The organism is Sphingomonas sp. PvP056, assembly GCF_040549155.1.
GTDB lineage: Bacteria > Pseudomonadota > Alphaproteobacteria > Sphingomonadales > Sphingomonadaceae > Sphingomonas.
Genome location: NZ_JBEPST010000005.1, coordinates 223,792 through 246,307, shown reverse-complemented (window position 1 = coordinate 246,307; position 22,516 = coordinate 223,792). Strand labels below are relative to the sequence as shown.

17 protein-coding genes and 2 pseudogenes are annotated in these 22,516 nt (G+C 64.5%); 6 read left to right on the top strand and 13 right to left on the bottom strand.

What is annotated here, in order from left to right; translation table 11 throughout:
- Window positions 1-61 precede the first annotated feature (61 nt).
- From ABIC17_RS13905 to ABIC17_RS13895, 3 genes are all read right to left on the bottom strand, one after another.
- Window positions 62-811 carry a FadR/GntR family transcriptional regulator gene (locus ABIC17_RS13905; protein ID WP_354282839.1) on the bottom strand — a complete coding sequence of 250 codons (750 nt, stop codon included), beginning with the start codon at window positions 809-811 and terminating at the stop codon, window positions 62-64.
- A 227-nt stretch (window positions 812-1,038) separates the two neighbouring features.
- The gene (locus tag ABIC17_RS13900) at window positions 1,039-4,293 is read right to left on the bottom strand and encodes a TonB-dependent receptor (RefSeq protein WP_354282668.1); all 3,255 of its coding nucleotides are present in this window, start codon (window positions 4,291-4,293) and stop codon (window positions 1,039-1,041) included.
- Window positions 4,294-4,641: 348 nt separating this feature from the next.
- A complete protein-coding gene (locus tag ABIC17_RS13895) occupies window positions 4,642-4,836 on the bottom strand; it encodes a hypothetical protein (RefSeq protein ID WP_354282666.1) in 195 nt (64 codons plus the stop codon).
- Between the two features lie 169 nt (window positions 4,837-5,005).
- Between ABIC17_RS13895 and ABIC17_RS13890 the strand changes: the two genes are divergently transcribed.
- Window positions 5,006-5,299: a hypothetical protein gene (locus ABIC17_RS13890; protein WP_354282664.1), complete on the top strand. Its 294-nt coding sequence runs from the start codon at window positions 5,006-5,008 to the stop codon at window positions 5,297-5,299.
- Here ABIC17_RS13890 and ABIC17_RS13885 read toward each other — a convergent pair.
- Both ABIC17_RS13885 and ABIC17_RS13880 read right to left on the bottom strand, forming a co-directional pair.
- Complete coding sequence (locus ABIC17_RS13885; protein ID WP_354282662.1) at window positions 5,259-5,528, bottom strand: hypothetical protein; 270 nt, start codon at window positions 5,526-5,528, stop codon at window positions 5,259-5,261. The two genes, ABIC17_RS13890 and ABIC17_RS13885, sit on opposite strands and share 41 nt — an antisense overlap.
- 105 nt (window positions 5,529-5,633) lie before the next feature.
- Window positions 5,634-5,885, bottom strand: a complete 252-nt coding sequence (locus tag ABIC17_RS13880; RefSeq protein ID WP_354282660.1) for a hypothetical protein — start codon at window positions 5,883-5,885, stop codon at window positions 5,634-5,636.
- A 51-nt stretch (window positions 5,886-5,936) separates the two neighbouring features.
- Between ABIC17_RS13880 and ABIC17_RS13875 the strand changes: the two genes are divergently transcribed.
- From ABIC17_RS13875 to ABIC17_RS13865, 3 genes are all read left to right on the top strand, one after another.
- Window positions 5,937-6,365, top strand: coding sequence for an HIRAN domain-containing protein (locus ABIC17_RS13875; RefSeq protein WP_354282658.1), 429 nt, complete (start codon window positions 5,937-5,939; stop codon window positions 6,363-6,365).
- Window positions 6,366-6,597: 232 nt separating this feature from the next.
- Complete coding sequence (locus ABIC17_RS13870) at window positions 6,598-9,000, top strand: bifunctional diguanylate cyclase/phosphodiesterase (RefSeq protein WP_354282656.1); 2,403 nt, start codon at window positions 6,598-6,600, stop codon at window positions 8,998-9,000.
- A gap of 70 nt (window positions 9,001-9,070) precedes the next feature.
- Window positions 9,071-9,712, top strand: coding sequence for an MOSC domain-containing protein (locus tag ABIC17_RS13865; protein WP_354282654.1), 642 nt, complete (start codon window positions 9,071-9,073; stop codon window positions 9,710-9,712).
- 168 nt (window positions 9,713-9,880) lie between these two features.
- Here ABIC17_RS13865 and ABIC17_RS20280 read toward each other — a convergent pair.
- The 8 genes and pseudogenes from ABIC17_RS20280 to ABIC17_RS13830 form a co-directional block, all read right to left on the bottom strand.
- Window positions 9,881-9,994 (bottom strand): annotated as a pseudogene (locus ABIC17_RS20280) (PEPxxWA-CTERM sorting domain-containing protein); the annotation flags it as partial.
- A 60-nt stretch (window positions 9,995-10,054) separates the two neighbouring features.
- A pseudogene (locus tag ABIC17_RS13860) lies at window positions 10,055-10,858 on the bottom strand (SdiA-regulated domain-containing protein); the annotation flags it as partial.
- A gap of 289 nt (window positions 10,859-11,147) precedes the next feature.
- Entirely contained in the window at window positions 11,148-11,951 is an 804-nt protein-coding gene (locus tag ABIC17_RS13855) for an SDR family NAD(P)-dependent oxidoreductase (protein ID WP_354282650.1), read from the bottom strand.
- Window positions 11,952-11,961: 10 nt separating this feature from the next.
- A complete protein-coding gene (locus tag ABIC17_RS13850) occupies window positions 11,962-13,500 on the bottom strand; it encodes a GMC family oxidoreductase (protein ID WP_354282648.1) in 1,539 nt (512 codons plus the stop codon).
- Window positions 13,497-14,852: an alpha/beta fold hydrolase gene (locus tag ABIC17_RS13845; RefSeq protein WP_354282646.1), complete on the bottom strand. Its 1,356-nt coding sequence runs from the start codon at window positions 14,850-14,852 to the stop codon at window positions 13,497-13,499. Before ABIC17_RS13845 ends, ABIC17_RS13850 begins: the two co-directional genes overlap by 4 nt.
- A gap of 119 nt (window positions 14,853-14,971) precedes the next feature.
- Window positions 14,972-15,853, bottom strand: a complete 882-nt coding sequence (locus tag ABIC17_RS13840; RefSeq protein WP_354282644.1) for a polysaccharide deacetylase family protein — start codon at window positions 15,851-15,853, stop codon at window positions 14,972-14,974.
- A 70-nt stretch (window positions 15,854-15,923) separates the two neighbouring features.
- Complete coding sequence (locus ABIC17_RS13835) at window positions 15,924-17,288, bottom strand: ATP-binding protein (protein WP_354282643.1); 1,365 nt, start codon at window positions 17,286-17,288, stop codon at window positions 15,924-15,926.
- On the bottom strand, window positions 17,266-17,943 hold the full coding sequence (locus ABIC17_RS13830; RefSeq protein WP_354282641.1) for a response regulator transcription factor: 678 nt from the start codon (window positions 17,941-17,943) through the stop codon (window positions 17,266-17,268). The genes ABIC17_RS13835 and ABIC17_RS13830 overlap by 23 nt, the downstream gene beginning before the upstream one ends.
- A gap of 124 nt (window positions 17,944-18,067) precedes the next feature.
- Between ABIC17_RS13830 and ABIC17_RS13825 the strand changes: the two genes are divergently transcribed.
- Window positions 18,068-19,333 carry a TolC family protein gene (locus ABIC17_RS13825; protein WP_354282639.1) on the top strand — a complete coding sequence of 422 codons (1,266 nt, stop codon included), beginning with the start codon at window positions 18,068-18,070 and terminating at the stop codon, window positions 19,331-19,333.
- Window positions 19,330-22,500 carry an efflux RND transporter permease subunit gene (locus ABIC17_RS13820; RefSeq protein ID WP_354282637.1) on the top strand — a complete coding sequence of 1,057 codons (3,171 nt, stop codon included), beginning with the start codon at window positions 19,330-19,332 and terminating at the stop codon, window positions 22,498-22,500. Before ABIC17_RS13825 ends, ABIC17_RS13820 begins: the two co-directional genes overlap by 4 nt.
- Window positions 22,501-22,516 lie beyond the last annotated feature (16 nt).

The window sequence follows — 22,516 nt, the reverse complement described above, 5'->3', positions numbered from 1 at the left end:
CAAACCAATAGGGGGTACTTCCGTCAGGCCAGTTCTGGCGTCGTAAGGCTCCAGTGGGGGGTCAGGCGGTTCCCAGAAACAGTTTTCGGCGCGCGTTGAGTTTGGCGTCGAAGGCGGCGCTTTCCTGCACCTCCGTTGCCACGATCAGATCGCGCAGGACGTTGTCGAGATGCGCGCGCATGGCGGCGCGGGCTTGCTCGGGATCATGCGCCAGCAGCGCCTCGAGGATCGGAAGATGTTCTTCGATCTTCGGGCTTACGCCGGCCAGATGCGCCTTGCGCGACAGCGATTTTTCTTGGGGCGACGCCATGCGCGCTTCCCATAAACCCTCGACCGCGCCGCTCAGCGCGCTGTTGCGGGTCATCTGCGCGATGTGGACATGGAACTGATGGTCGTAGGACTCCGCCAGCGCGACATTCGCGCCTGCCGCGGCCATCTTATCGAACACTTGCTTGAGTTTACTCAAGTCCTCGGGCTCGGCGCGGGTCGCCGCGATGGCACAGGTTTCGCCTTCGATGGCGCGACGCGCTTCCAACAGTTCAAACGGGCCGACCCCGATGGGGGAGAACTTACCGCCCAGCGGCGTCCGCGCGGTGACGTAAACGCCCGAACCCATGCGGATCTCGACCAGACCGTCGACTTCGAGTGCGATCAGCGCCTCGCGAACCGTCGGCCGCGATACTTCGAAACGCTCGGACAACTCGCGTTCCGACGGCAATCGCGCTCCAACCGCGACCCGGCCCGCGGTGATGTCTTCGGAGATCTGTCGTGCGACCTGCGCGTAAAGGCGGCCCGTTTTCAAAACTGTCATCTCACCCACTATCAACCGTCGCGGAGGGGTTCAGAAGGCCTTCCGACAGGCATTCCCGAATATCTCTCGCGGACCGCCTGCTTACCCCCATTGAATTGCATCGTACATATCATCGCATTATCCCTGCAAGGCAGGCAAAGCGTGCGGTTCTGGCGTGCCAAAAGAAGACGCCGCCCACCTTTCGGGGAGCGGCGCAAGGAGGAGTGCGTCAGGCTAGCAACCCGGGATCAGAAACGACCCCGGATACCGACCAATATGGTGCGTCCCGGATTATATTCGTTGAACGTCGCATTCGGGTACTGGAAGTACGAGCTTTGCGCCTGTTTGGTGATGTTGATCACGTTCAGCACCACGGTCGGCAAATAGTCGTTCTTCAGGATCTTGCCGAGATCGACGTTGCCCGAGAAGTCCAGCTGTCCGTAGTCGCGGCCGATGATGGCCGCGGCGGGAAGGCCGTTCTGGTTCAGGCCGGACTGCACCGATCCCTCGTTATAGGTGTAGGTCAATCGCGCGGACAGACCGTTGCCCTCGTAATAGCCTGTGGCCGTATAGGTCACGGGCGCGACGCCCAGCGCGACCGCCGGAACCTGGCCTTGGCCCTGCTGATCGATCAGCGTCAGGTTGCCCTGCACGCCGAACCCGGTCACGCCGACCAACCGGGTGACGAAGTCGAACGGCTGGGTGATCTGGAACTCCAGCCCGTTGACCTTGAGCTTGCCGTCGGCATTGACCTGCTGCTGGATCTGGACCGGAATTTGCTCGGGCGCCTGACCTGGGGTCGCGCGCGATTGCAATGCCAGCTGCTGTTGTTGAGTCAGCGTCGCGAAGGTGATGCCAAACGGTTCCAGCGTCGAGAAGGGCACGGTATTGATGCCGTTGATGGTGAACCCGGTGATCGATTTGCGGAATGCCGCAAAGGCGATCACGCCTTCTCCGCCGGTATAATATTCGAACCCGAGATCGATGTTGTCCGAGATATACGGATCAAGCGCGTTGTTTCCGAGCGTGCCGACATCCGCCGATGGCGACGTGAAGGACGCGCCGGGCAACAGCTGGTTGGGATCCGGGCGCGTCATCGTCCGCGAGATCGAGCCACGCGCGACGGCCTTGCGACCGAAACTGTAGGCGATGCTCGCCGAGGGCAGGAAGTTCGAATAGGTGCGCCGCGTTTCCGCGAAGTTGACCAGGACCGGATAGCAGGAGCCGTCCAGCGCGAACCCGGGGCTCGATCCCGGGCAGGTTACACCGCCACGAACGTTGAGCGGGTTCGGCACGCTCGTGCGGCCACCCACGATCTGTGTGGTCTGGACATAGCGCACACCGCCGTTCAGCCGTAGCGTGTCATCCGCGCCAATATCGAAAATGCCGTTCATTTCCGCGAAGGTACCGGTGACCTTCTCGCGGATCAGACCACCATTCGCGCCGCTGCTGCCCGATCCGGTTTCGGTCGCGCCGGCGAGCAACGTGTCATAGCCCGTCGCCTGGCGGAACTTGTTCCAGTCGACCGTGATGTAGCCATTGCTCCCGGGCGTCAGATAGTTGGGCAGGGCGGACGTCGGGACGATCGAGCCGCCGTAAACGAGGGGCGGGGCCCCGGTCGAGAAACCAGTGCCGTATCCGGCATAGGTCGGGTAGCCTGCGGGCGCTACCGTGCCCGGCTGATTGGTGCCATCGCAGGTCGGCTGCCGGTTCGGGCCCGGCAGAACGACGTTGGGGTTGTTCCCGCAGACCGCGGCCTGCCACGGGTTCGTATTGTCGAACGGCGTGATCCGCCGCTTGGTGTCGTCATACGCCCCGCCGACCCGAACGCTGAAACGCTTTTCGTCACCAAACAACAGGCTGCCACGGATCCCGCGGGTTTCGGTCTCGCGCTCTTCACCGTTCAGGTTGACACGGCCACCGCCAGCCCAGCCGAAGCTGGCCGGATTGTTGAGGTCGACGTTGCTGGTAATGCTCGGGATGCCGCCATCGTTGGCGTAGGTCGCGGTCAAGCCGCTGCTCGGCGGCGTGATGACCAGGACAGTCGGGCTCTCACGCCGGAAAGTGCTCTTGGTGTAGTTGGCCTGGAAGTCACCCTTGATGAAATCGTTGATGATGAACTCGGTGCCGGGGTTGATGCCCCAATAGTCCTGCCGGTCCTTGTAGGGACGATATTCGAGGAAGAACTGCGAATTGGCGTAGGTGCCGCCGGTAACCGTGCAGCCGCTCGTGCAGTCGCTCTTGTCGTAGGTGGTGTTGAGCGGAATGGAGGCGCCGTTGCGGACTGCCCACGCCATCGACGTGCGCGTGAAGTCCGTATCACGCGTGGCGTACATGCCGTCGAGGTAGAAGTGGAACGCGTTGCTTGGCCGCCACTCCAGCGAAACCAGCCCGTTATAGCGCGTCCGTTCGCCGATTTCGGTACGCGGACGGCCCAGACGGGGCAGGAGGCCATTGTCGATCTGCGTAATGTTCGCACCGGGGTTGTTCGCAAGCAGGAACGCCTGATCGATGACCGTGCCGCGCGTCAGGCCATTGCCGGCATTCGCAGGCACGGTACCCGGGATCGAGAAGTTGCCGCCGCCGGTGGCATTGCGCGTGCTGCCGGTGTTTTGCGCGGCGGTAAGGTTCGGGTTGGTCCAACCGATCGTCTCGAAGCCGTCGACCCGGAACCGGTTCTTGACGGCCGCGCCGCCGACGAGGACGCCGAAGTCGCCAAAGGTCGCGCTGGCCAATGCATAGCCACGATAGCCCCAGCGGTCGGCGCTGCTGACCTTCGATCCTTGCAAGCCGTAGCTGATGTAGGGCTTCGGGTTGTCGAACGGCCGTGCCGAGCGAAGGTTGACCGTACCGGCTGCGCCGCCCTCGATCTGGCTCGCCGTCGGAGACTTGCTGACGGTTAGCTGGGTAAACAGCTCGGTCGGGATCAGGTCCAGATCGACTTCGCGGTTGGTGCTCTGCGCGTCGAAGCGGACGGACGCAATCGCAACGGGCGCACCGTTGAGTAGGACGCGCGTAAAGTTGGTGCCTAGGCCGCGGATGGCGACGTTCGATCCTTCCCCGGTGACTTCGCGGCTGATCGTCACGCCGGGAATACGGTTGACCGATTCCGCGATGTTGGTGTCGGGGAACTTGCCGATGTCCTCGGCGAAAATGGTGTCGGTGAAGCCGATCGAATTGCGCTTCGCGTTGGTCTGGCTTTGCAGCGACGCGCGATAGCCGGTCACGACGATGTCGTTGTTACCGGTTGCCGACGGATCCGCCGGTGGCTGTCCCGTCTCGTCCATCGCCGTCGGTGCGGTTTGACCAGCGCCGTCCTGCGCCGTGGTCGTTGCGGTGTCCGCAGCGCTCGATGCTGGCGATGTCGGGGTGGTGGCCGCCTGGGGGGATGGATTGGGCGCGACCGGAACAGCCTGGGCACTCGCGATCGCGGGCCATGCCGCGGAGGCCATCAGCAGCGACGACCACGTACCAACCCGATGAAACCTCGATAGCGCTATCATTTCTTACCCCTCCAAGAAACGATGCTCTCCGGCACCGTTATCTGACAGACGGGTGCTATCGCGAGGTGGGATATTGGTCAACCATCTTTTGTCTGGCCAATATTGCAAACGATTGTGCGAGGCGTTCTTGAGAAACCATTTGGCGCTTGTAGGACATTCCGGTAATTGGCCTGACAGGACTCGATAAGGGCGGCCGAATTCGTACCGAACCACAGCGAATTCCAGCCGAATCAATGGCGTTTGCGCGCAGAAAGCAGCAGCGATCAGCCGTTTTATTGACGATCGGAGCATCATTGTGGAGCGTTTTAGTAAGCTCTCTAAGCCTTGCGCAGCGCGTTCGGACGTCGATCAAACGACGGGTGGAAGTTCCATCGCGGTTATCCCCCCGGTACTGCCGATCTCCGCTACGAAGTCCTCCCCGAACTCAAGCTGCGACCCGATGGCGCGGATTTCGATGCCGGCGTCATGGATGATTCGGACACGGTGGTCCGCAAGGGCGTCCCGCGCCCCTACATCCTGCCAAGCGGAAATGCCTTCATTCATGATCCCGCGCGCCGGCATCACCGTCCGCCAGGCAATCCCGGTGGCGACGTTCCCTATGTCGGCAGCCGTTTCGACGATGCTGGCTGGACCTCCGTCAGCCTTCCGCACGACTGGGCGGGCGTGGCGACAAGGACATCTTCACCGTTGCGGAAGCGTTCGGGGTGGCGATTTGAGCACGCGTGGGGGCGGCCTTTCGGACGTCGTTACCGCTGCGGTGGTCGGTGCGGCAGCGCGCATTGCCGCGGTGGCCGACCGGTCGACCTTGCATAACGACGGCAAGGATCTCGTGTGGGTCAGCGTTGCGCTGAACGACGCGAAGGGTGGCTTCGTGCCGACGGATCATCGCGGGGTGCGGTTTGCGGTGGATAGGCCGGGCGAGATCGTCGCCACGGACAATGGCGACCCCACGGTCGGACCCTTCCTCAGCGGGCATCCGGTTCAAGCTGGGACCCGCGCAGATTGATCGCATCATACTGGTCCAGCAGGGCCGTCACTTCGGTAACGACGGCTTGCTGCTCTGCCCGGACCCGGGCGGTCGCCTCTTCCGTCGGCACGCCGTTGCGGCCATCGTGGATCGTGAAACCGTTATCCAGCAGCCAGATCGTGTCTGCTGCCCGCGATCGTTGACGCCGCAGATGAACAGCCCACTGTTCAATTAATCCCGCCGGAACTTGCCGTTCGATGTCACCCATGGAGCGACCCTAACACGGCGTGACGGCGATCGAGCTTGCAACTCATATTCTGAACCATTTTCCAAACGCATACGCGGTGACACTGCGGGCGCACGACCCATGCGGTCACCCTTTGACGGTAATCGGGACCGACGCACGACCAACCGGCGGTGATCGATCCTCGACGGGATGTTGTTGATCGGCCTGCTTCACCATCCGGGTCGCATGGAGACGCCGCAGGATCAGCGCAAGGTCGCGCTCGGTAAGGCGGGACGTCGGATCGATGACGGTGCCTTCGGGCAAGGGTTCGACCCACGCTGCGAGACGGTTGCACGCCGCACCCAATTCCGGATCGAAAGTGTCGTCGAATGCGGCCATCGCCTGAACCTATGGCTTTCGTGGCTTGCTGCAAGACCCTAAATCAACGCGATGCAGGAACTGACGCTCGCCGTTGTCGGCATAGACTTTCCGAACGGCGACGGCAGCAACCGGCGTTCCGAGGCGATGATGACGCTGCCGGGCGAACCGGTGGCGCTCAGCCCCGAGCCGAAGAACAAGCACGATAGCAACGCTATCGCGGTGATCAGCCCGCGCGGCGTGCAGATCGGTTACCTCAGCGCCGAGCGGGCGCCCTATATTGGTGGGCGAATGAGCCGGGGCGAGGATCTCGAAGCGATCTTTCAAGGTGTGGATGGCGGATTGGCGTTCATTCGCGTGCGGTTCGGCGGTGGAGCGCCGACATTGCCGACGACAGTTCGGGAGGCCTCCCCCGCGTCCGTGCGTCATCGCCGCCCAACGAGCGCTTCGGAGCCGGATGCATTCTATCCGGACGATGAGGGGAGCGAGTGGGGAGCCTGATAAGGTCGTGAATCGCGGTGCCGTCAAATAAGTCCCACGGATCAACCGTTTCCATATCCCGCGTCTTTTACCCATTCGCTCCTGCGAAAAATATCCTGTGACCGATCCTTTGCTGAACATTTGTTAGGCAGTCCGCCGGGTTTTACGCGTACGTCACGATGAATGCCATCAATGGCTCATTTAAGTATTTGTTTAAATGTACTAATTAACCCCGCGTCGATTGGGGTTGAATATGGTCGGTGTGCTGGTCAACTTGTCTCTTGAGCACTCGCTCCTGCTGATCCTGGCGGCATTGACAGTCTGTGCCGTTTCATCCTGGCTGATGTTGGCATTGCTTGATCTGGCGCGCTTGGCGACGCCGCAACGGCGTGTGCGCAAGATGATCGGGGCAGGGTGCGTCGCAGGGCTTGCCGTTTGGGCTACCCATTTCACGGCAACGCTCGGCCTGCGTCTGGACTTTGCCCTTTCGTTTGATCCGCTGCTGACGATAACGTCTGCGCTTGCGGCTATGGTGGCTTTCGGGGTTCCCATCTCCCTGACGGCGCTAACCGGAAGGCCAGTGTACAGAGCGATCTGTGGTGCCCTGGGTGGCTTCGGGGTGGGCGCGATGCACGTCATCGGAATGTCGGCAATTACCAATTGCACGATAGCTTCATCGCTCGGTGAAACACTGATGGTGACTGCGCTAGGGAGCGTCGTCATGGGCCTGGCGTTCTCTATACGCCCCGACCATTTGCGCGCCCTCAGGATCGCCCTGGTTACGATCGCCGTATGCATCATTCACTTCGGGACGATTGCAGTCAGCGACATTCACGTGCGCTATCAGTCGGTCAACGACCTGAGCAATTCCTGGCTGGCAGTTTCGATTGGTGCCGTCGTGCTAATCCTGTGCATCATGACCGGATATGCCGTAAATTATCAAGCAAGACTGGCTGATCAGACGCGCCATCGGGTCCTCCTCTCAACTGCCCTCAACAACATGTCCAACGGACTTGTTTTCATCGGAGCAGACGATCGTATCCAGCTCTTCAACGACCGAGCGCTTGCGATATTTGGCCTGGAAAGCGACGTGATCCACGTCGGCATGTCGTGGCGTCTTTACCTGACAAATGTTGCACCGGTTCTTGGATGGAATGAAGCACGTCTGGCGCGTGTCAAAGCCAATCACGAGCGGTGGTTTTCCGCGCCCGATGTCACGTATCTGGAACATGATCTTGATGATGGACGTACTGTGAGCGTGGCTTGCCGTCCGATTCTAGGCGGTGGAGCCGTTCTGACGTACGATGACATAACCGCGGAACGCCGTGCGCAAAAAGAGATCGAACGGCTGGCCTTCGAGGACGATTTGACGGCGTTGCCAAACCGCCGACAGTTTCAAAAGTCGCTCGAAGACATATTCTTGCAGAACATCGGAGCGTTCCTGATTCTGATCGATCTCGATCACTTCAAAAACGTCAACGATACGCTTGGGCACAGCGCCGGAGACGATCTGCTGGTGACGATCGGCCACCGCCTGCGCTCCTTGTGTGAACGCGAGGATTTCGTTGCGCGAATGGCTGGGGACGAGTTTTCGGTCATCGTGCTATCCGATGACAGAGCGTATGTGACGGCGTTGTGCCGCCGGATCATCTCCCACCTCTCCGCGCCCATCAAAGTGACAGGGGGGAGTGTGATCGTCGGCTGTAGCGTCGGATATGCCTCGACGTTCGATACCGCGTGCCCGTCGCTCCTCGTCCAATACGCCGATCTGGCGCTGTACCGGGCAAAGGCGTTGGGACGAGGCCACTATCGCGGGTATGAGGCCGGTATGCGCGAAGCGGCGCTTCAGCGGGTACAGATCGAGTCCGATTTGCGTACCGCGCTGGAAGACGAACAATTCCGTCTGGCATTCCAACCGATCTATCGCGTCAACCCGAGCGGCCATCGGCATGGCAGCGCATTGATCGGGTTCGAGGCATTGGTCCGCTGGCACCACCCGGCAAGGGGCGTTGTGTCTCCAGCGGATTTCATACCCGTCGCCGAGGAGACCGGCCTGATCCGGGAAATCGGGCGATGGGTCAGTCGAGAGGCGTGCAGGCAGGCTGCGCGCTGGCCCGAAGCCATTCGCATCTGCATCAACGCTTCGCCGGTCCAACTGCGCGACAATCTGTTCCCGGAGCACCTGTCTGCAATCCTTGCCGAAACGGGGGTTACCCCTTCGCGCGTCGAAATCGAACTGACGGAGACTGCGTTGGTGGATGACAGCGACCAGATCGCTGCTGTATTGCGGGCTTTGCGGCACACCGGCATCCGCGTTTCGATGGACGATTTTGGAACGGGGTACTCCTCGTTCGCGCATTTGCGAGAATTTCACCTGGACTGCGTCAAGATCGACCAGGGATTTGTCCGGGCCGCACCCTCCGATGCAGGGGCGCGTTCGGTTCTCGAAGCGATCGTTCACATGGCGAAGGCGCTGGGTGTCAGCACCACTGGCGAAGGGGTCGAGACACAGGCACAATTGGAGACCTTGGCTGCATGTGGATGCGATGCCGTGCAAGGGTACTTCTTCAACGTGCCAATGGATGCCGATAGTGCCGCCGATCTATGTGCGGAAAGTGCGACGTCAAACCAGGTCAGGACGTGCATCCTGCATTGACCTCCGATCGCCGACCCATAGTTAGGTCTACGCAATTACACGCGACGGGTGAGGGGCAAGGGGTATAACCATGGCGATGAGGCTTGAAGCAGTTCGCGTTGGCCGGGTAACCCCCTTGGGGCCGGAGCAAGTTCCAAGCGGGTACGTCAAACAGACCCGCGTCGAACCGGTAACGGTGTCGGCGCTCGGCTTGATGGGTGACGAACAGGCCGACCTCTCGGTGCATGGCGGCCCCGACAAGGCCGTGTACGGATATGCGGCGAGCCACTACGCCACGTGGCGCAGCGAAATCCCAGAGCATGCCAACCTGCTCGTTCCCGGCGGAATGGGAGAGAATCTGACGATCGCCGGCGTGGACGAAGCAGATCTGTGCATTGGGGATGTGCACCGGATTGGCACTGTCACGGTGCAGGTGTGCCAGCCGCGCCAGCCGTGCTTCAAGCTGGCCGCCTATTTTGGCGATGCGAAGATGCCGCGCGCGTTTTTGCGAAGCGGTCGTTCCGGCTGGTACTACCGCGTCCTCGAGACAGGTAAGCTCTGTGGGGGCGACGACGTACAGCTGCTCGATCGTCCGCAGGGGTTTCCGTTCGCCCGCCTCGTTGCGATCGTGAACGGTGCTGCAGCGACCGCAGCGGAGGTCGCGGAACTGGCGCGGATGCCCGAGTTGGCATCGTCGCTGCGGGAGGGCTTCGTTACCTCGAACCGCTATTGATGATGCAGTTGGCCTTCACAGCGGCAATCCTATTCATCCGCCACGATCGGCATGACCGTCCTGCGCTGACGCAAACCATTACCGGCGACCCCGGACATCGCCGTTCGACGATGACCGGGGCGCTCGTGTTCAACGTTTGCCAACTCAGGTCGAGCTACCCTTCGAGGTTTAAACCGACCGTCGGGGGGATGGCTGCAGGGCCTTCTGACGACGACGCATGCTCGAACCGATCAGGCCAAATCCAAGGATCATCATCGTCCAGGTCGTCGGTTCTGGTACCGCTCCGGTATAGGCGAGCTTGACGAGATACGACTGGTTGGGACCGTCCCCATCGTCGCTGACCAGATAGATGTTCCCCGATTCATCAAGGGTCATGCCCTCGAACTTGCCGCCCTCATTCGCGGGGTCGACCAGCGACCGGAAGCTGGACAGATCGTAGCTGCTGACGACGGACCCGGTCTGGGTCACCTCGAGCAACTTGAACGACCGGCCGCTGAGGATCAGCAAATTATCCCCGAAGGCGGTCGCTCCAAACACCCCGTTCGACAGAACCGCGATGTCGGACAGACGGTCCAGTCCAAGCGATGCCGGATTGAACAGCGTGGTGACGTTGGCGGTTTCACTGTCGAAGTCGACGCCGGTGATCTTGTAGATCGTTTGCGCCGACGTTTCCTTGACGCCGAAATAGTCGCCCGTAACGCGATTATAGGCGATTCCTTCCAGGCCGCTGTTGCCTGCGTTGGGCCCTACGCTGACCGTTGGTGCGTCCGGATAGGCGGTGTAATTGCGCGTGCCGCCCACCGAACCGATCTCGCTGATCCGCGCGATATCCTGATACCGCTCCTCGGCGACAACATATTGGCCGTTACCGACGTAGGTCAGACCTTCCGGATCGCATTGAGCGTTTCCCAAAGAAAGGCAGCCGGACAGAGAAATTGTCGCGGTCTTGTTGCCGTTCAGATCATATTCGCCCCAGATGCTGCGACCGTTGCTGTCTTCCTCATCGTTGGTGACCATCAGCGTCCGCGTATCCCAATTATAGGCGACAGCGCTGGCTTCCTTGGTGTCGATCGCCTTGGCGTAGCTGACGGCGTAACTTCCGAGCAGGTTGATGGCGTGCGCCGGAGTGACAGATGCGACGAACATTGCGACGCTCGCGCTGAGAAACTTGGTCTTCATAGCCACCCCGGTATCAACTTACGGCCCAACACCCTCTCGGCTGAGGGGATTGCACTGCCATCGTCGCTCAGCGTGACACGCGAATTACAACATGGTTAACGACCGTAAATTACGGAGTATTTTGCACAGTCCATTGTGTTCGTTGGAATGGGTCGACGATATGGCGGGAAGGCCCCTGGCGATCCTGCCATCAAAGGCGCTGCACTGGTGCTTGAAGTGGCTCCGCTAAACGGAGCCACTCCGCGACACGTCCCGCCTATCCGGCGATGGTGAAGACCGACCCGGAGTCGACCCGCAACCCCGCCCCGTTGATGAAACTTGCGCGTTCCGAGCACAGGAACACGACGGCTGACGCAACTTCCTCGGCACGTCCGCGCCGTTTCAGCACCATTCCCGGGCGTTCCTCCTCCAGAAAACTCGCGATTGCCGCATCGAAGCTTTCGCCGCGTTCCTCGGCGCGCTTGCGCATCATCGTGTCGGTCATCGGGGTGGCGATGAAGGCAGGAGAGACGGTGTTCACGAGCACGTTGTCGCCGCCGTAAGCCTTGGACAGACCCTTCGCGAGGCTGAGGATCCCCGCCTTCGATGCGCAATAGGCGAGCTCGTCGACATAGGGCTGGACTGCGTCTTCCGAAGCGAACAGCACGATGCGGCCCCAGCCGCTCTCGCGCATCGCCGGGATCGCCTCGCGACACATCCGCACCGCGCCCATCAGATTGATGTCGAGCGTCTGCTGCCAGCCGGCGTCGTCGACCTCGAGGAAATCGCCGGTCGCGCCGGTCACGCCTGCGGCGTTGACGTAGATGTCCGGGTTGCCGAACCGCTCGCGCACCTCCGCCCAGATCGAACGGACGTCGTCGGGCTTGGTCACGTCACCGGTAACGGCGATCACCTCGCCGAGCGACGATAATTCGGCCAGCGCCGCGTCCAGCGTGCCCCCGGGCTGATCGGTGATTGCGACACGAACCCCGGCCTCCAGCAGCAGGCGCGCGGTCTCCTTGCCCATCCCGGAATCCGCGCCACTGATCAGCGCGATACGGTCCTTGATACCCAGATCCATGACATACTCCTCAATGATGCGATGCGAGAAAACGGTCGGCGGTGCGTAGCGACAGCGCCATGGTGGTGAGCGCGGGGTTGGCCGCCAGCGCGCTGGGGAAGATGGAATTGTCGCAGACGAGCAGGTTGGGGACATCGAAGCTGCGCCCATCCGGATCGACCACTGCCGTATCGCCGTCATGCCCCATCCGGCAGGTGCCGATCGTGTGCGCGGAGCGATCGACCGCTACGATGTCGTGCGCGCCCGCCGCTTGCCAGATCTCCGTCAGCGTGCGCCGCGCGTGGCGATCGATCGCCAGTTCGTTGGCGCGATAGCTGAAGTCGATCCGCGCCTTGCGATGACCGAAGACGTCGGTCTCCTCCGCTAGCGTCAGCAGGTTGTCGGCATGGGGCAGGCATTCGCCGTTGATCCCGATCCCCGCCATCCGGTTATACTGACGCAGGGTGGATTGGAGCCGCTCCCCCCACATTCCGGCACCGCGCGCGAGCCCGGTGGCGAGATTGACGGGCAGGACGCCAAGGCTCTGGATGAGATACCCGCCCGCACAGCCCGCATCCCCCGGGCGCATCATGTCCTCGCTGATCAGCGACGAGGGATAGCCGCGGTTCATCCGCATGTCGGCGTCGAACCGACCCCAGATTTGCGTCGCGACGTGCGCCATGAAATTGCGCCCGACCTGTCCGCTCGCATTGGCGATCCCGAGGTTGAGCAGCAGGCGCGGCGTCTCAATCCCGCCTGCACACAGGAACACCGCGCCGCAGCGCTGGCGATGCTCTTGCCCGTCGGTCTGGTAGACGACGGCGGTGATCCGCCCCGCGCTGTCGAACTCGAACGACAGCACGCGGCAGCCGGGGCGGATCTCGGCGCCATGTGCTGCGGCGAGCGGCAGGTAGGTGGTGTCCATGCTCGTCTTGGCGGCGTTGCGGCACCCCTGGTGACACGCGCCGCAATTGACGCAGGCTTGCCGTTGCCCCCAGTGAGGCTGATCGTGATCGCGCGAGACCAGCGCGGCGGGCGCATCGGTTGCGGTGATGCCGACCGCCGCACAGCCGCGCGCCATCGCATCGGCCGACGCATTGCGCGCCACCGGCGGATAGGCGTAGCGGCGGCCCTCGTCCCACGGATAGCGGACCGGACCCGATACGCCGGTGAACTGCTCGACGTCCTCGATGTAGCGGACCAGTTCGGCATGATCGATCGGCCAGTCGGCCCCTTCGCCGGTCAGCGTCTTGAGCTGCAGGTCGCGCGGGTCGGGGCGGGGGCAGAACGCACCCCAGTGGAGCGTCGACCCACCCACGCCCATGCCCGAATTGTTCGCGCCGAATGCGGTCGGCGTCTCGCCGCCGCTCAGCCGTTCCTCCATCCAGTAGATATCGGCGGCGGTCTCGTCGGGGACGTGATCGTCGGGGCGAAACGCGCGGCCAGCCTCGAGCGCGACGACGGACAGGCCGGCTTGCGCAAGTCGTGCGGCAAGCGGTGCGCCGCCTGCACCCGTTCCGATGACGACGGCGTCGACGCTGTCCGTCTCGGCGTAGCGGGCCGCCGTCACGACCGGTCTCCCGAGCGATTCTGCCACGCTTCGGGATCGTCGGCGCGGGTGTTGGTATAGCCCTGCTTGCGGCGACCATCGCCCCCGACGGCGAACCCGTCATAGCCGATCGCCGCCATCGTCGCGGGCAGCGCCATCCACGTCCGAACGATCTCCGCGCGGACGTCCTCGAACCACAGCGCCATCTGCCCGGGCGAGAGGTGCGCAGGGTCGTCCGCGATGCCGGCCGTGCCACTGGCGATGCGGTCCAGCCAGTCGCCTTGCCCATCGCGGTCGCGCGCGGCGAAACCCCCGCTCAGTGTGTCGAGCGTCGCTATTCCGCGGCGCCATGCCTCGGCGTCGGACGGCAAGGCGGCGAAGCGCCAGCCGTCACCACCGCCCTGCGCGATGCCGTCCAGGATGCGGCGCGCGAGGTCGGGGTCGGCCCCGCAATCGGGCAGGACATGCGCGATCAGCGTTGCGACGGCGGCGTGCTGGTCCGGTGTCCACGCGTCGGTTGCGGGGGAAGGGGGGCGCATTCTGGCCAGCATCGCCGCGCGCGTCCGCGCGCTGACGCGATCGGAGCCGAGGATCCGGGCAAAGTCTGCGGGCAGCATCGCGCCGGCCACGGCGGTCGCATGCTCCGCGATCAGTACGGCGAGCGCCTGTGGCTGTTCATAGGGGATGAGGTGCGCCGCATCGTCGACGACCCGCACGGCGGCATTGCTGTAATGCGGGAGATTGTGCCGACGTTGCGCGTCCTCGTTCAGATCCCCGTCCTCGGCACCTGCGATGATCATTGCGGGAATGGGGATCTGTCCCGCAGCGGCGCTCCAGTCCTCGCGACTGCCGCGTTCGAGCCAACCGCGCCAGGCTTCCCCGCTCGATCGCAGCACATCACCGATGGCCCGTTCGCGAAGCGCATCGGGGAGCGGCGTGGCGGTATTGGCATCGACGAAGGTGGCGGCATTGTCGCGCGAGGGCGGGCCATCGGCACACCAGCCGATCATCTTGGCGCGGCGATCCTCGTCCATCGGCTCGGGGGCGGGGGGCGACGCCGTGACGAGCACGACGCCGAGAACCCCCGACAGGCCGATTTCGCCCGCGCTGGCGCGGGCCGCCACCAGCGTGACGATCTTGCCGCCCATGCTGTGCCCGACCAGCACGCAGGCGGTCAGCGCCCGCGCGCGGATCTCCTCCGCCAGCCAGTCCGCCATCGCGGCGACATCGGCATAACCGGCACCCGCCGCGTCGCCGAACCCGGGCAGATCGAGCGCGACGCAGTCATGCTCGGGCAGGTGGTCGGTCACGAGCGCCCATTCGCCCGCGCTGGCGCCAAGCGCGTGGAGGAAGACCAACGTCGGTAGTGTCATGCAGCCTCACTCATTCGGGTTTCTGCCCGACGTTGCAAAGCCCGGTCCGTTCCGCGCGAATGGAGCGAGGACGCAATAAACCGGGTTCGCGGAATGGGTGGTCCCTCGAGCACCCCGGATCAGACCGCGAGGTCGTGCGCTTCGACATGCGCGGCGATGTCTCCCGCGGTGGTCCACCAGATGCGCGGATCGTCTGCCTCGCGCAGTTCGGTCAACACGCGCGCCAATGCGGGAACGCGGTGCGCCTGTCCCATGATGTAGGGGTGCAGCGCGATGCCGAGGACCAGCGGGCGCCGATCGCATTCGGACAGCAGCTGTTCCACCCCTGAGCGGATCATCGACGCAAAAGTCTCTGCCTCCTGATTGCGCGCAATGATCGCGGGTAAATCGTTGATTTCCTGCGAATACGGGACGGACAGCAGCCCGCCATGCGCGGTTGCGAGCCGGGTCGGCTGGTCGTCATGCGCCCAGTCGAGGACATAGCGATAGCCGTTGGCGGCGAGCAGGTCCGGCGTGGCGTGGCTTTCCGAGATCCATGGGCCAAGCCAGCCTGTCGGGCGCACGCCAAGCGCCGTCAGCCGCTCGGTCACGTCGGTGATCAGATGCTTCTCGCGCGGACGGAACAGCGCACCCTGCGCCTTGGCGTTGCTGCCGCCGTGCGCCGCGATTTCATCGCCCCGATCGCGGCACGCCTCGGCCAGCCCGGGACAGCGGTCCAGGACATCGGCGTTAAGCAGCGCGGTGGTGCGCAGTTCCAGCCGATCGAACAGGTCGAATAGCCGCCACACCCCGACGCGATTGCCATAGTCACGCCAGGCGTAGTTCATCACGTCGGGCTCGGTCTGTGCGGGCGCCAGTTCCGGCCCGAGCCCGCCCGCGAAATCGAACACCTCGTGGTTGACGCCGAGGTAGATGGCGAGGCGGCGGCCATCCGGCCAGTCATAGTCGGGACGTCCGATGATGGGGCGATAGGCGTAGCGGTCATGGGAAGATGTGCTCATTCCGCCGCAACGCACGAACTGGCCGAACGCCTCCACATGCTTCGACAGCACAGCTTGTCATAATGCGCGTTCAGACCGCGCGGGCTGGACCGATCAGCGACACCACGCTGCCGGTGTCGGCAAAGCGCAGCGTGAATCCATGCAGTTCGGCGATCGCCTTGACCAGGCTGAGGCCAAGCCCGGCACCCTCACAATCATGCTGGCCGCGGTAGAAGCGTTGCGTGACCAGCGCGCGTTCGCCCACCGGGACCCCGCGCCCGTCGTCGGCCACCGCGACCCCCATACAGCCCCGCTCCCGGTCCAGCGTCACCGTCACGCGACCGCCCGGGGGGCCGAACTTCATCGCATTGTCGATCAGGTTGGACAGCGCCTCGATCAACAGGCTCGCATCGCCCTCGACCACGCCGTCCGAGCGGACATCACAGGTGAGGTGGATGCCACGGTCCTCCGCGGTCGGGCGGTGGAGGTCGCACGCATCCCGCACCAGTCTGGCGAGGTCGACCGTGGCGAAGCGGCTGCGGCGCGCATGGTCCTCGAGTTCGCGGATCCGCAACAGCGCGGCGACGATCCCGAGCAACTGGTCGATCTCGGCGAGGGCTGCGTCGGCGGTGGCCTCGACCGAAGCGCGGTCGCCGGGATCGCGCAACCCGCGCTCGATCCGCGCGCGCAGGCGTGTGAGGGGGGTGCGCAGCTGGTGCGCAATATCGTCGCCGACCCCGCGCACGTCGAGCACTAGCGTTTCGAGCCGGTCGAGCATCGCGTTGATATGGGCGCACAGCAGCCCGAAACTGTCGGGGTTCTCCCCGACCGGAAGCCGGCGCTCGAGATCGCCCGCGACGATCCGCTCGGTCAGCGAACGAACCGCGTCGACCTGCTGTGCGGCGCGGCGTCCCGCGAACAGCCCGATCCCGATCGCGAACAGCAGACCAGGCAGCAAGCCGAACAGCAACGACTGTTCGACGACGCGCAGCGCTTCCTCCGAATCGTCGAGGTCGACGCCGGTGAGCAGGCGAGTTCCGTCGGGCATCGCGCAGACCGCGAGCCGCGCGACGTCGCTGTCCTTCCCCGGCAACTCGGTCGGCCGCAGTGGTGCGACGAACGACACCGCGCCGACCGCGGTTGCCGCCGGCAACGCCGCGACATTGCCCGCGATCAGCGACCCATCGCGCGCGAACAGCGCGAGGAAACGATTGCGGTGGACGTCGCGGGTCAGTGCCTCGCGCAGTTCCGACCGCCGCAGCGTACCGGCAAGCTGCGCGAACGCGCGGCAATCCTGCTCGAAACTGCGCTCGGAATCACGGCGATGCGCACCCGAGGCGAGCAACCAGAACAGGCCTGCCACCACGATCGACTGGGCGACGAGCAGGAACGCGATCGCGCCGCCCCACCGCCAGGTCGCGCGCCGCCGGGGGTCAGCCGAGGGTGTCGAAGACATAGCCTTGCCCCCGGACGTTGCGGATCAGTTGCGGTTCACCCTCGGCATCCACCTTGCGGCGCAGGCGCCCCTTATGAACATCGACGACATTGCTGTTGGGCTCGAAACTATACCCCCAGACATCCTGCAACAGCATCGACCGGGTAATGATCCGCCCCGGCCGACGGACGAGATAGTCGAGCAGCTTGAGTTCGCGCGGGAGCAAATCCAGTGCGCGGCCAGCGCGCGTGGCGGTGCCCCCCAGCAGGTCGAGATCGAGTGGACCGACGATCAGCCGCGTGTCGCGCGAGTCGTTGGGGCGGCGCAACAGCGCCTGCACCCGCGCGACGAGTTCGATCAACGCGAACGGCTTGGGCAGATAATCGTCGCCGCCCGCACGCAAGCCCCGTACCCGATCGTCGAGGCTGCCGAGCGCGCTCAGCACGAGCGCAGGCGTGCGCCGGCCTTCGCCGCGCAACTGCTGGATCAGGTCGAGCCCCTCACCATCGGGGAGCTGTCGATCGACGATAAGGAGATCGATGCCGTCGCTCCGCGCGGCCCGAAGCCCCTCGGCCACGAGCGCACAATGCGTGACGTCATAGCCGCTTGCGCCAAGCTCGAGCGCAATCTCGTTGGCGGTGCCAGCGTCGTCCTCGATGAGCAGAATGTGCGTCACACGTCCGCTTCGCCGGTTATGGACGGCACCGTCAACTGAATAGCAGTTCAGACTCTGAACCAGGATTTAGTCGACGGATGACGAGGCGGCTGCGTAACGCCGACCCGAAGTCATGGGATCACCAATGCGAAATTTGCTTATCGGACTGGCGATCGTCGCGCTGCCTACCGTCAGTGGCGCGCAGGTGTCGGGTCAAACCACCGCGATGTCGCTCGACCGCCTGGCGCAGGATGTCGTCGCGAACAATCCGGAACGGCAATTCTACCAGCGCCAGATCGAGACCGCAGGGGTCGAGCGCGCCGCCGCCGGGCGGTGGGCAGACCCCGAGGCGGTGGTCGAATTCGGCCAGCGCAGCGCGAACGACCGCACCAGCGGCGCGGCGCTGGGCGAGGGGACGACCTATGCGGTGTCGATCGTCCAGCCGGTCGAGTTCGGCGGGCGCATCGCCTTGCGGCGCGCGATCGCGGAACGACAGGTCGACCTTGCCAAAATGGGTCTGCAGCAGTTCGACGCGACGCTCGCGGCGCGCGCGCGGACGCTTGGCTATGCACTGTTCGCCGCAGACGAAAAGGCGAACGTCGCGCGGACCGTCGCGGAGCGGATGCGCGGGCTTGCGCGGATCATCGTCGCACGCGATCCCGCAGGCCCCGCGCCGCGGCTGGAGGCAGCATCGTTGCAGGCAGGCGCGATCAGCGCAGAGCGCTCCGCAGCGCTGGCGGATGCCGAGGCGAATTCGGCGCTTTACGAACTCAACCAGTTGCGCGGTGCCGCCTTTGCGGTGCGCATCCGGATCGTACGCCCCGACATGAGCCTGCCCGCGCTCGGTTCGAGCGAGCTGCTCGCGGAACGCGCGAGTGCCAATAATTTCGAGCTCAAGGCTTTGCGCGCGCAGTTCGAGCAGCAGGGACTGCGCGTCGACCTTGCGCGCAAGGCGCGGATCCCGATCCTGGGGGTGGGGCCTTATTACGACCGCGCGCGCTCGGACATTCGCGAGACCAATTACGGCGTGCGATTGTCGACGACGATCCCCTTGTGGAACCGCCAGGCGGGCGATGTCGCGGTGGAGCAAGGGCGCCAAGCGCAGGCGAATGCGACGCTGATCAACGCCGAACGGCGGATCGCGCGCGACGTGTTCGACCAGGTGGCGCAATATGAGGCCAAGCGCCAGGCGCTGACCAAATGGGACGGCACGTCGTCGCAAAGCTTTGCCAGCGCGGCGGAGGATGCGGACCGCAACTATCGGCTCGGCGCAATCCCGCTGACGACGTACATGCAGATGCAGCAATCCTATGTCGAGGCGACCAACGCGCTGCTGTCGACCCGGCGCGAGGCGCTCGAGGCGTTGCTGTCGTTGCGCGCGCTCAACGGCGGCACCGCGCTCGTCCGATGATCGGCCGGCTGCTCGATCTCGTCACGCGGTACCGGCTGGTCGTCGCGGCCGTCACCGCGGTGATTGCCGTGATCGGCATCTGGGCGTTCGCGACGCTCCGGATCGACGCGATCCCGGACATCACCGGGGTCCAGGTCCAGGTCAACACGATGGTCCCGTCGCTCGCGCCCGAGGAAATCGAGCGGCTGGCGACGCTGCCGATCGAACGCGCGATGGCGGGGCAGCCCGGACTCAAGGAAACGCGCGCACTGACCAAGACCGGGCTGTCGCAGGTCACGCTGATCTATGAGGACGGGACCGACCAGATGCGCGCGCGCCAGCTCGTCACCGAGCGGCTGAACGCGGTCCGCGACCAGTTGCCGCCGGGCGCCTCGCCACAGCTCGCGCCGATCACCACCGGGCTCGGTGAGATCTATTATTACACGCTCGAATGGAAGCGCCCGCCGCCGGGGATGGACCCGCAGCGCCAGTTGATGGAGCTGTACGAGGCGCAGGAATATACCGTCCGCCCGATGCTGCGCGCGGTGACGGGGGTCGCCGACGTCAACACCAATGGCGGGCTCGAGCAGCAGTTCGTCGTCGAGCCTGACCCGGTGCGGCTGACGATGCACGGCGTCACCGCTGCCGAACTCGCTGCGGCGGTCGGCAAGAATGTCGAGAATGCGGGCGGCGGCATCATCGCGCGTGGGGCGGAACGCTTCACGGTGCTGACCAACGGGCGCGTCAGGAATGCGACCGATATCGGGGCGATCCCGGTCAAGTTCGCAGGCGGCATCCTGCCGCTGCAGGTGCGCGATGTCGCCAATGTTGTCATCGGCGCGGCACCGCGACAGGGGGCGGCGACGCAGAACGGGCGCGAGACCGTCCTCGGCACGGTGATGATGCTCGTCGGCCAGAACAGCCGCGAGGTCGCTTTACGCGCCGCGCAGGCGCTCCCCGATATCCGCGCGGCGCTGCCCAAGGGCATGGTGATCGACCAGCAATATAGCCGCGCCGAGCTGGTCGACCGGACCATCTCGACGGTCGAGCATAACCTGGGGGAGGGGGCGCTGCTCGTCGCGCTGGTGCTGTTGTTCGTGATGGGCAACTGGCGCGCGGCGCTGATCGTGACGCTGGTTATCCCGCTCGCGTTCCTCGTCACGGTGACGGGGATGAACGCTATTGGTGTGTCGGGCAATTTGATGAGCCTCGGCGCGCTCGATTTCGGGCTGATCGTCGACGGGTCGATCGTGGTCGTCGAGAACAGCCTGCGGCTGCTCGCCGAACGCCGCCGCGCCAAGGGTGAGGATCTGACAGCCGAGGAACGTCGCACGACCGTGGCGGACGCCGCGCGGATGGTCGCACGCCCGACGATGTTCGGGATCGCAATCATCGCTTTGGTCTATGTCCCCGTCCTCAGCCTCGGCGGGGTCGAGGGCAAGCTGTTCCAGCCGATGGCGCAGGCGGTGATGCTAGCGATCGTCGCGGGGCTGGCCTGGACCTTCACGATCGTCCCCATGCTGTCCGCCTGGCTGCTGCGCGCACCCGCGAGCGAGCAGGAAGACGGGCGGAACACGGGGCTGATCGGCTATGCGGAGCGCGGTTATGCGCCGGCACTGGAGCGCGCGATCGCACATCCGTGGTTGCTCGTAATCGGTGCCGTCGCGCTGCTGGCGGTGACGTTCGGGGTGTTCCGGGCGCTCGGCTCGCAATTCGCCCCGCAGCTCGACGAGGGCGCGATCACCGCGATGGTCTATCGACCCGTCGGCATGTCGCTCGAACGCAGTCTCGCGATCGAGCAGGAAACCGAGCGGCAGATCAAGCGGCACTTCCCGCAGGTGACGCATACCTTCTCGCGCATCGGCACCAGCGAGGTGGCGACCGATCCGATGCCGCCCAACGAGAACGACCTCTACATTTTCTATGCGCCGCAGAAGGACTGGCCGACCGGGAACGGCGCGCCCACGACCAAGGACGCGCTTGTGGAGGGGATCCGCAAGGTCGGCGAGCAGGTCTATCGCGGCCAGACGTTCGAGTTCGCGCAGCCGATCGAGATGCGCTTCAACGAGATGCTGGAGGGCGTGCGCGCGGACGTTTCGGTCAAGATCTTCGGCGACGATTACGACGTGCTCGAACGCGCCGCCAAACAGGCCAAGGCAATCCTTGAAAAGCAGGACGGCACGGAGAGTGTCGAGTTCGAGACCGCGGGGCGGCCCAAGAGCATCGTCGTCGAACTCGATCACGCCGCGCTGTCTCGGCTTGGCCTGAGCACGGCGGAGGTTAATCAGGCAATCACCGATGCGGTGGCGGGGGCAGAGGTCGGCTTCATCCCGCACAACGAGGCGCGCCACGCGATCGTGATCCGCATGGCCGAAGGTCTGCGCGCAAATCCGTCCGCGATCCTCGCGCTGCCGCTGCGGGTCGGCGACTATGGGATGGTGCCGTTGTCACGCGTCGCACGGCTGCGTGAAACGCGGACGGTCGAGCCGATCCTGCACGACAGCGGCAATCGCCGCGCGGCGCTCATGGTTAATCTCAAGACCAGCGACCTTGCGGGCTATGTCGCGCGTGCGCGCGCCGCGGTCGACGGGCAGGTCAAGTTGCCACCCGGCTATCGGATCGAATTCGGCGGCCAGTTCCACCAGCTCGAGGCCGCGCAGAAGCGCCTGTCGATCGTCGTTCCCGCCGCGCTGCTGCTGATCTTCCTGCTGGTTTATGCGGCGCTCGGCAGCATCAAGGAGGCGGTGATCGTCTATACCGGCATCCCGTTCGCGGTGACCGGCGGGGTGCTTGCCTTGTGGCTGCGCGGCATGCCGTTCTCGATCACCGCGGCGATCGGGTTCATTGCCTTGTCGGGTATCGCGATGCTCAACGGGCTGGTGCTGGTGGATCACATCAACAGCCTTCGCGATGGTCGCGACAGCGATCCGCTGCCGGTCGACGAGGCGGTGCGGCAGGGTGCGCGCGACCGGTTGCGCCCGGTCCTGTCCACCGCGCTCGTCGCCGCGATCGGCTTCGTTCCGATGGCGATCGCGAGCGGGGCAGGGGCGGAAGTCCAGCGTCCGCTGGCAACGGTGGTGATCGGGGGGATCGTCACCTCGACCATCCTGACGCTGCTGCTGTTGCCGAGCCTGTATCGCTTGAGTGTCCGGATGTCAGGATCGACGGCGAAGACGTCAGGCAAGTGAGCCGACCGACCGCCTA

Excerpts from the sequence above, each read along its gene's own strand:
- ABIC17_RS13845 (WP_354282646.1), bottom strand. The coding sequence starts at position 14,852 with ATGACACTACCGACGTTGGTCTTCCTCCACGCGCTTGGCGCCAGCGCG.
- ABIC17_RS13880 (WP_354282660.1), bottom strand. The coding sequence starts at position 5,885 with ATGGCCGCATTCGACGACACTTTCGATCCGGAATTGGGTGCGGCGTGC.
- ABIC17_RS13875 (WP_354282658.1), top strand. The coding sequence starts at position 5,937 with ATGCAGGAACTGACGCTCGCCGTTGTCGGCATAGACTTTCCGAACGGC.
- ABIC17_RS13905 (WP_354282839.1), bottom strand. The coding sequence starts at position 811 with ATGACAGTTTTGAAAACGGGCCGCCTTTACGCGCAGGTCGCACGACAG.
- ABIC17_RS13840 (WP_354282644.1), bottom strand. The coding sequence starts at position 15,853 with ATGAGCACATCTTCCCATGACCGCTACGCCTATCGCCCCATCATCGGA.
- ABIC17_RS13825 (WP_354282639.1), top strand. The coding sequence starts at position 18,068 with ATGCGAAATTTGCTTATCGGACTGGCGATCGTCGCGCTGCCTACCGTC.
- ABIC17_RS13835 (WP_354282643.1), bottom strand. The coding sequence starts at position 17,288 with ATGTCTTCGACACCCTCGGCTGACCCCCGGCGGCGCGCGACCTGGCGG.
- ABIC17_RS13855 (WP_354282650.1), bottom strand. The coding sequence starts at position 11,951 with ATGGATCTGGGTATCAAGGACCGTATCGCGCTGATCAGTGGCGCGGAT.
- ABIC17_RS13870 (WP_354282656.1), top strand. The coding sequence starts at position 6,598 with ATGGTCGGTGTGCTGGTCAACTTGTCTCTTGAGCACTCGCTCCTGCTG.
- ABIC17_RS13820 (WP_354282637.1), top strand. The coding sequence starts at position 19,330 with ATGATCGGCCGGCTGCTCGATCTCGTCACGCGGTACCGGCTGGTCGTC.
- ABIC17_RS13885 (WP_354282662.1), bottom strand. The coding sequence starts at position 5,528 with ATGGGTGACATCGAACGGCAAGTTCCGGCGGGATTAATTGAACAGTGG.
- ABIC17_RS13895 (WP_354282666.1), bottom strand. The coding sequence starts at position 4,836 with ATGAATGAAGGCATTTCCGCTTGGCAGGATGTAGGGGCGCGGGACGCC.
- ABIC17_RS13900 (WP_354282668.1), bottom strand. The coding sequence starts at position 4,293 with ATGATAGCGCTATCGAGGTTTCATCGGGTTGGTACGTGGTCGTCGCTG.
- ABIC17_RS13865 (WP_354282654.1), top strand. The coding sequence starts at position 9,071 with ATGGCGATGAGGCTTGAAGCAGTTCGCGTTGGCCGGGTAACCCCCTTG.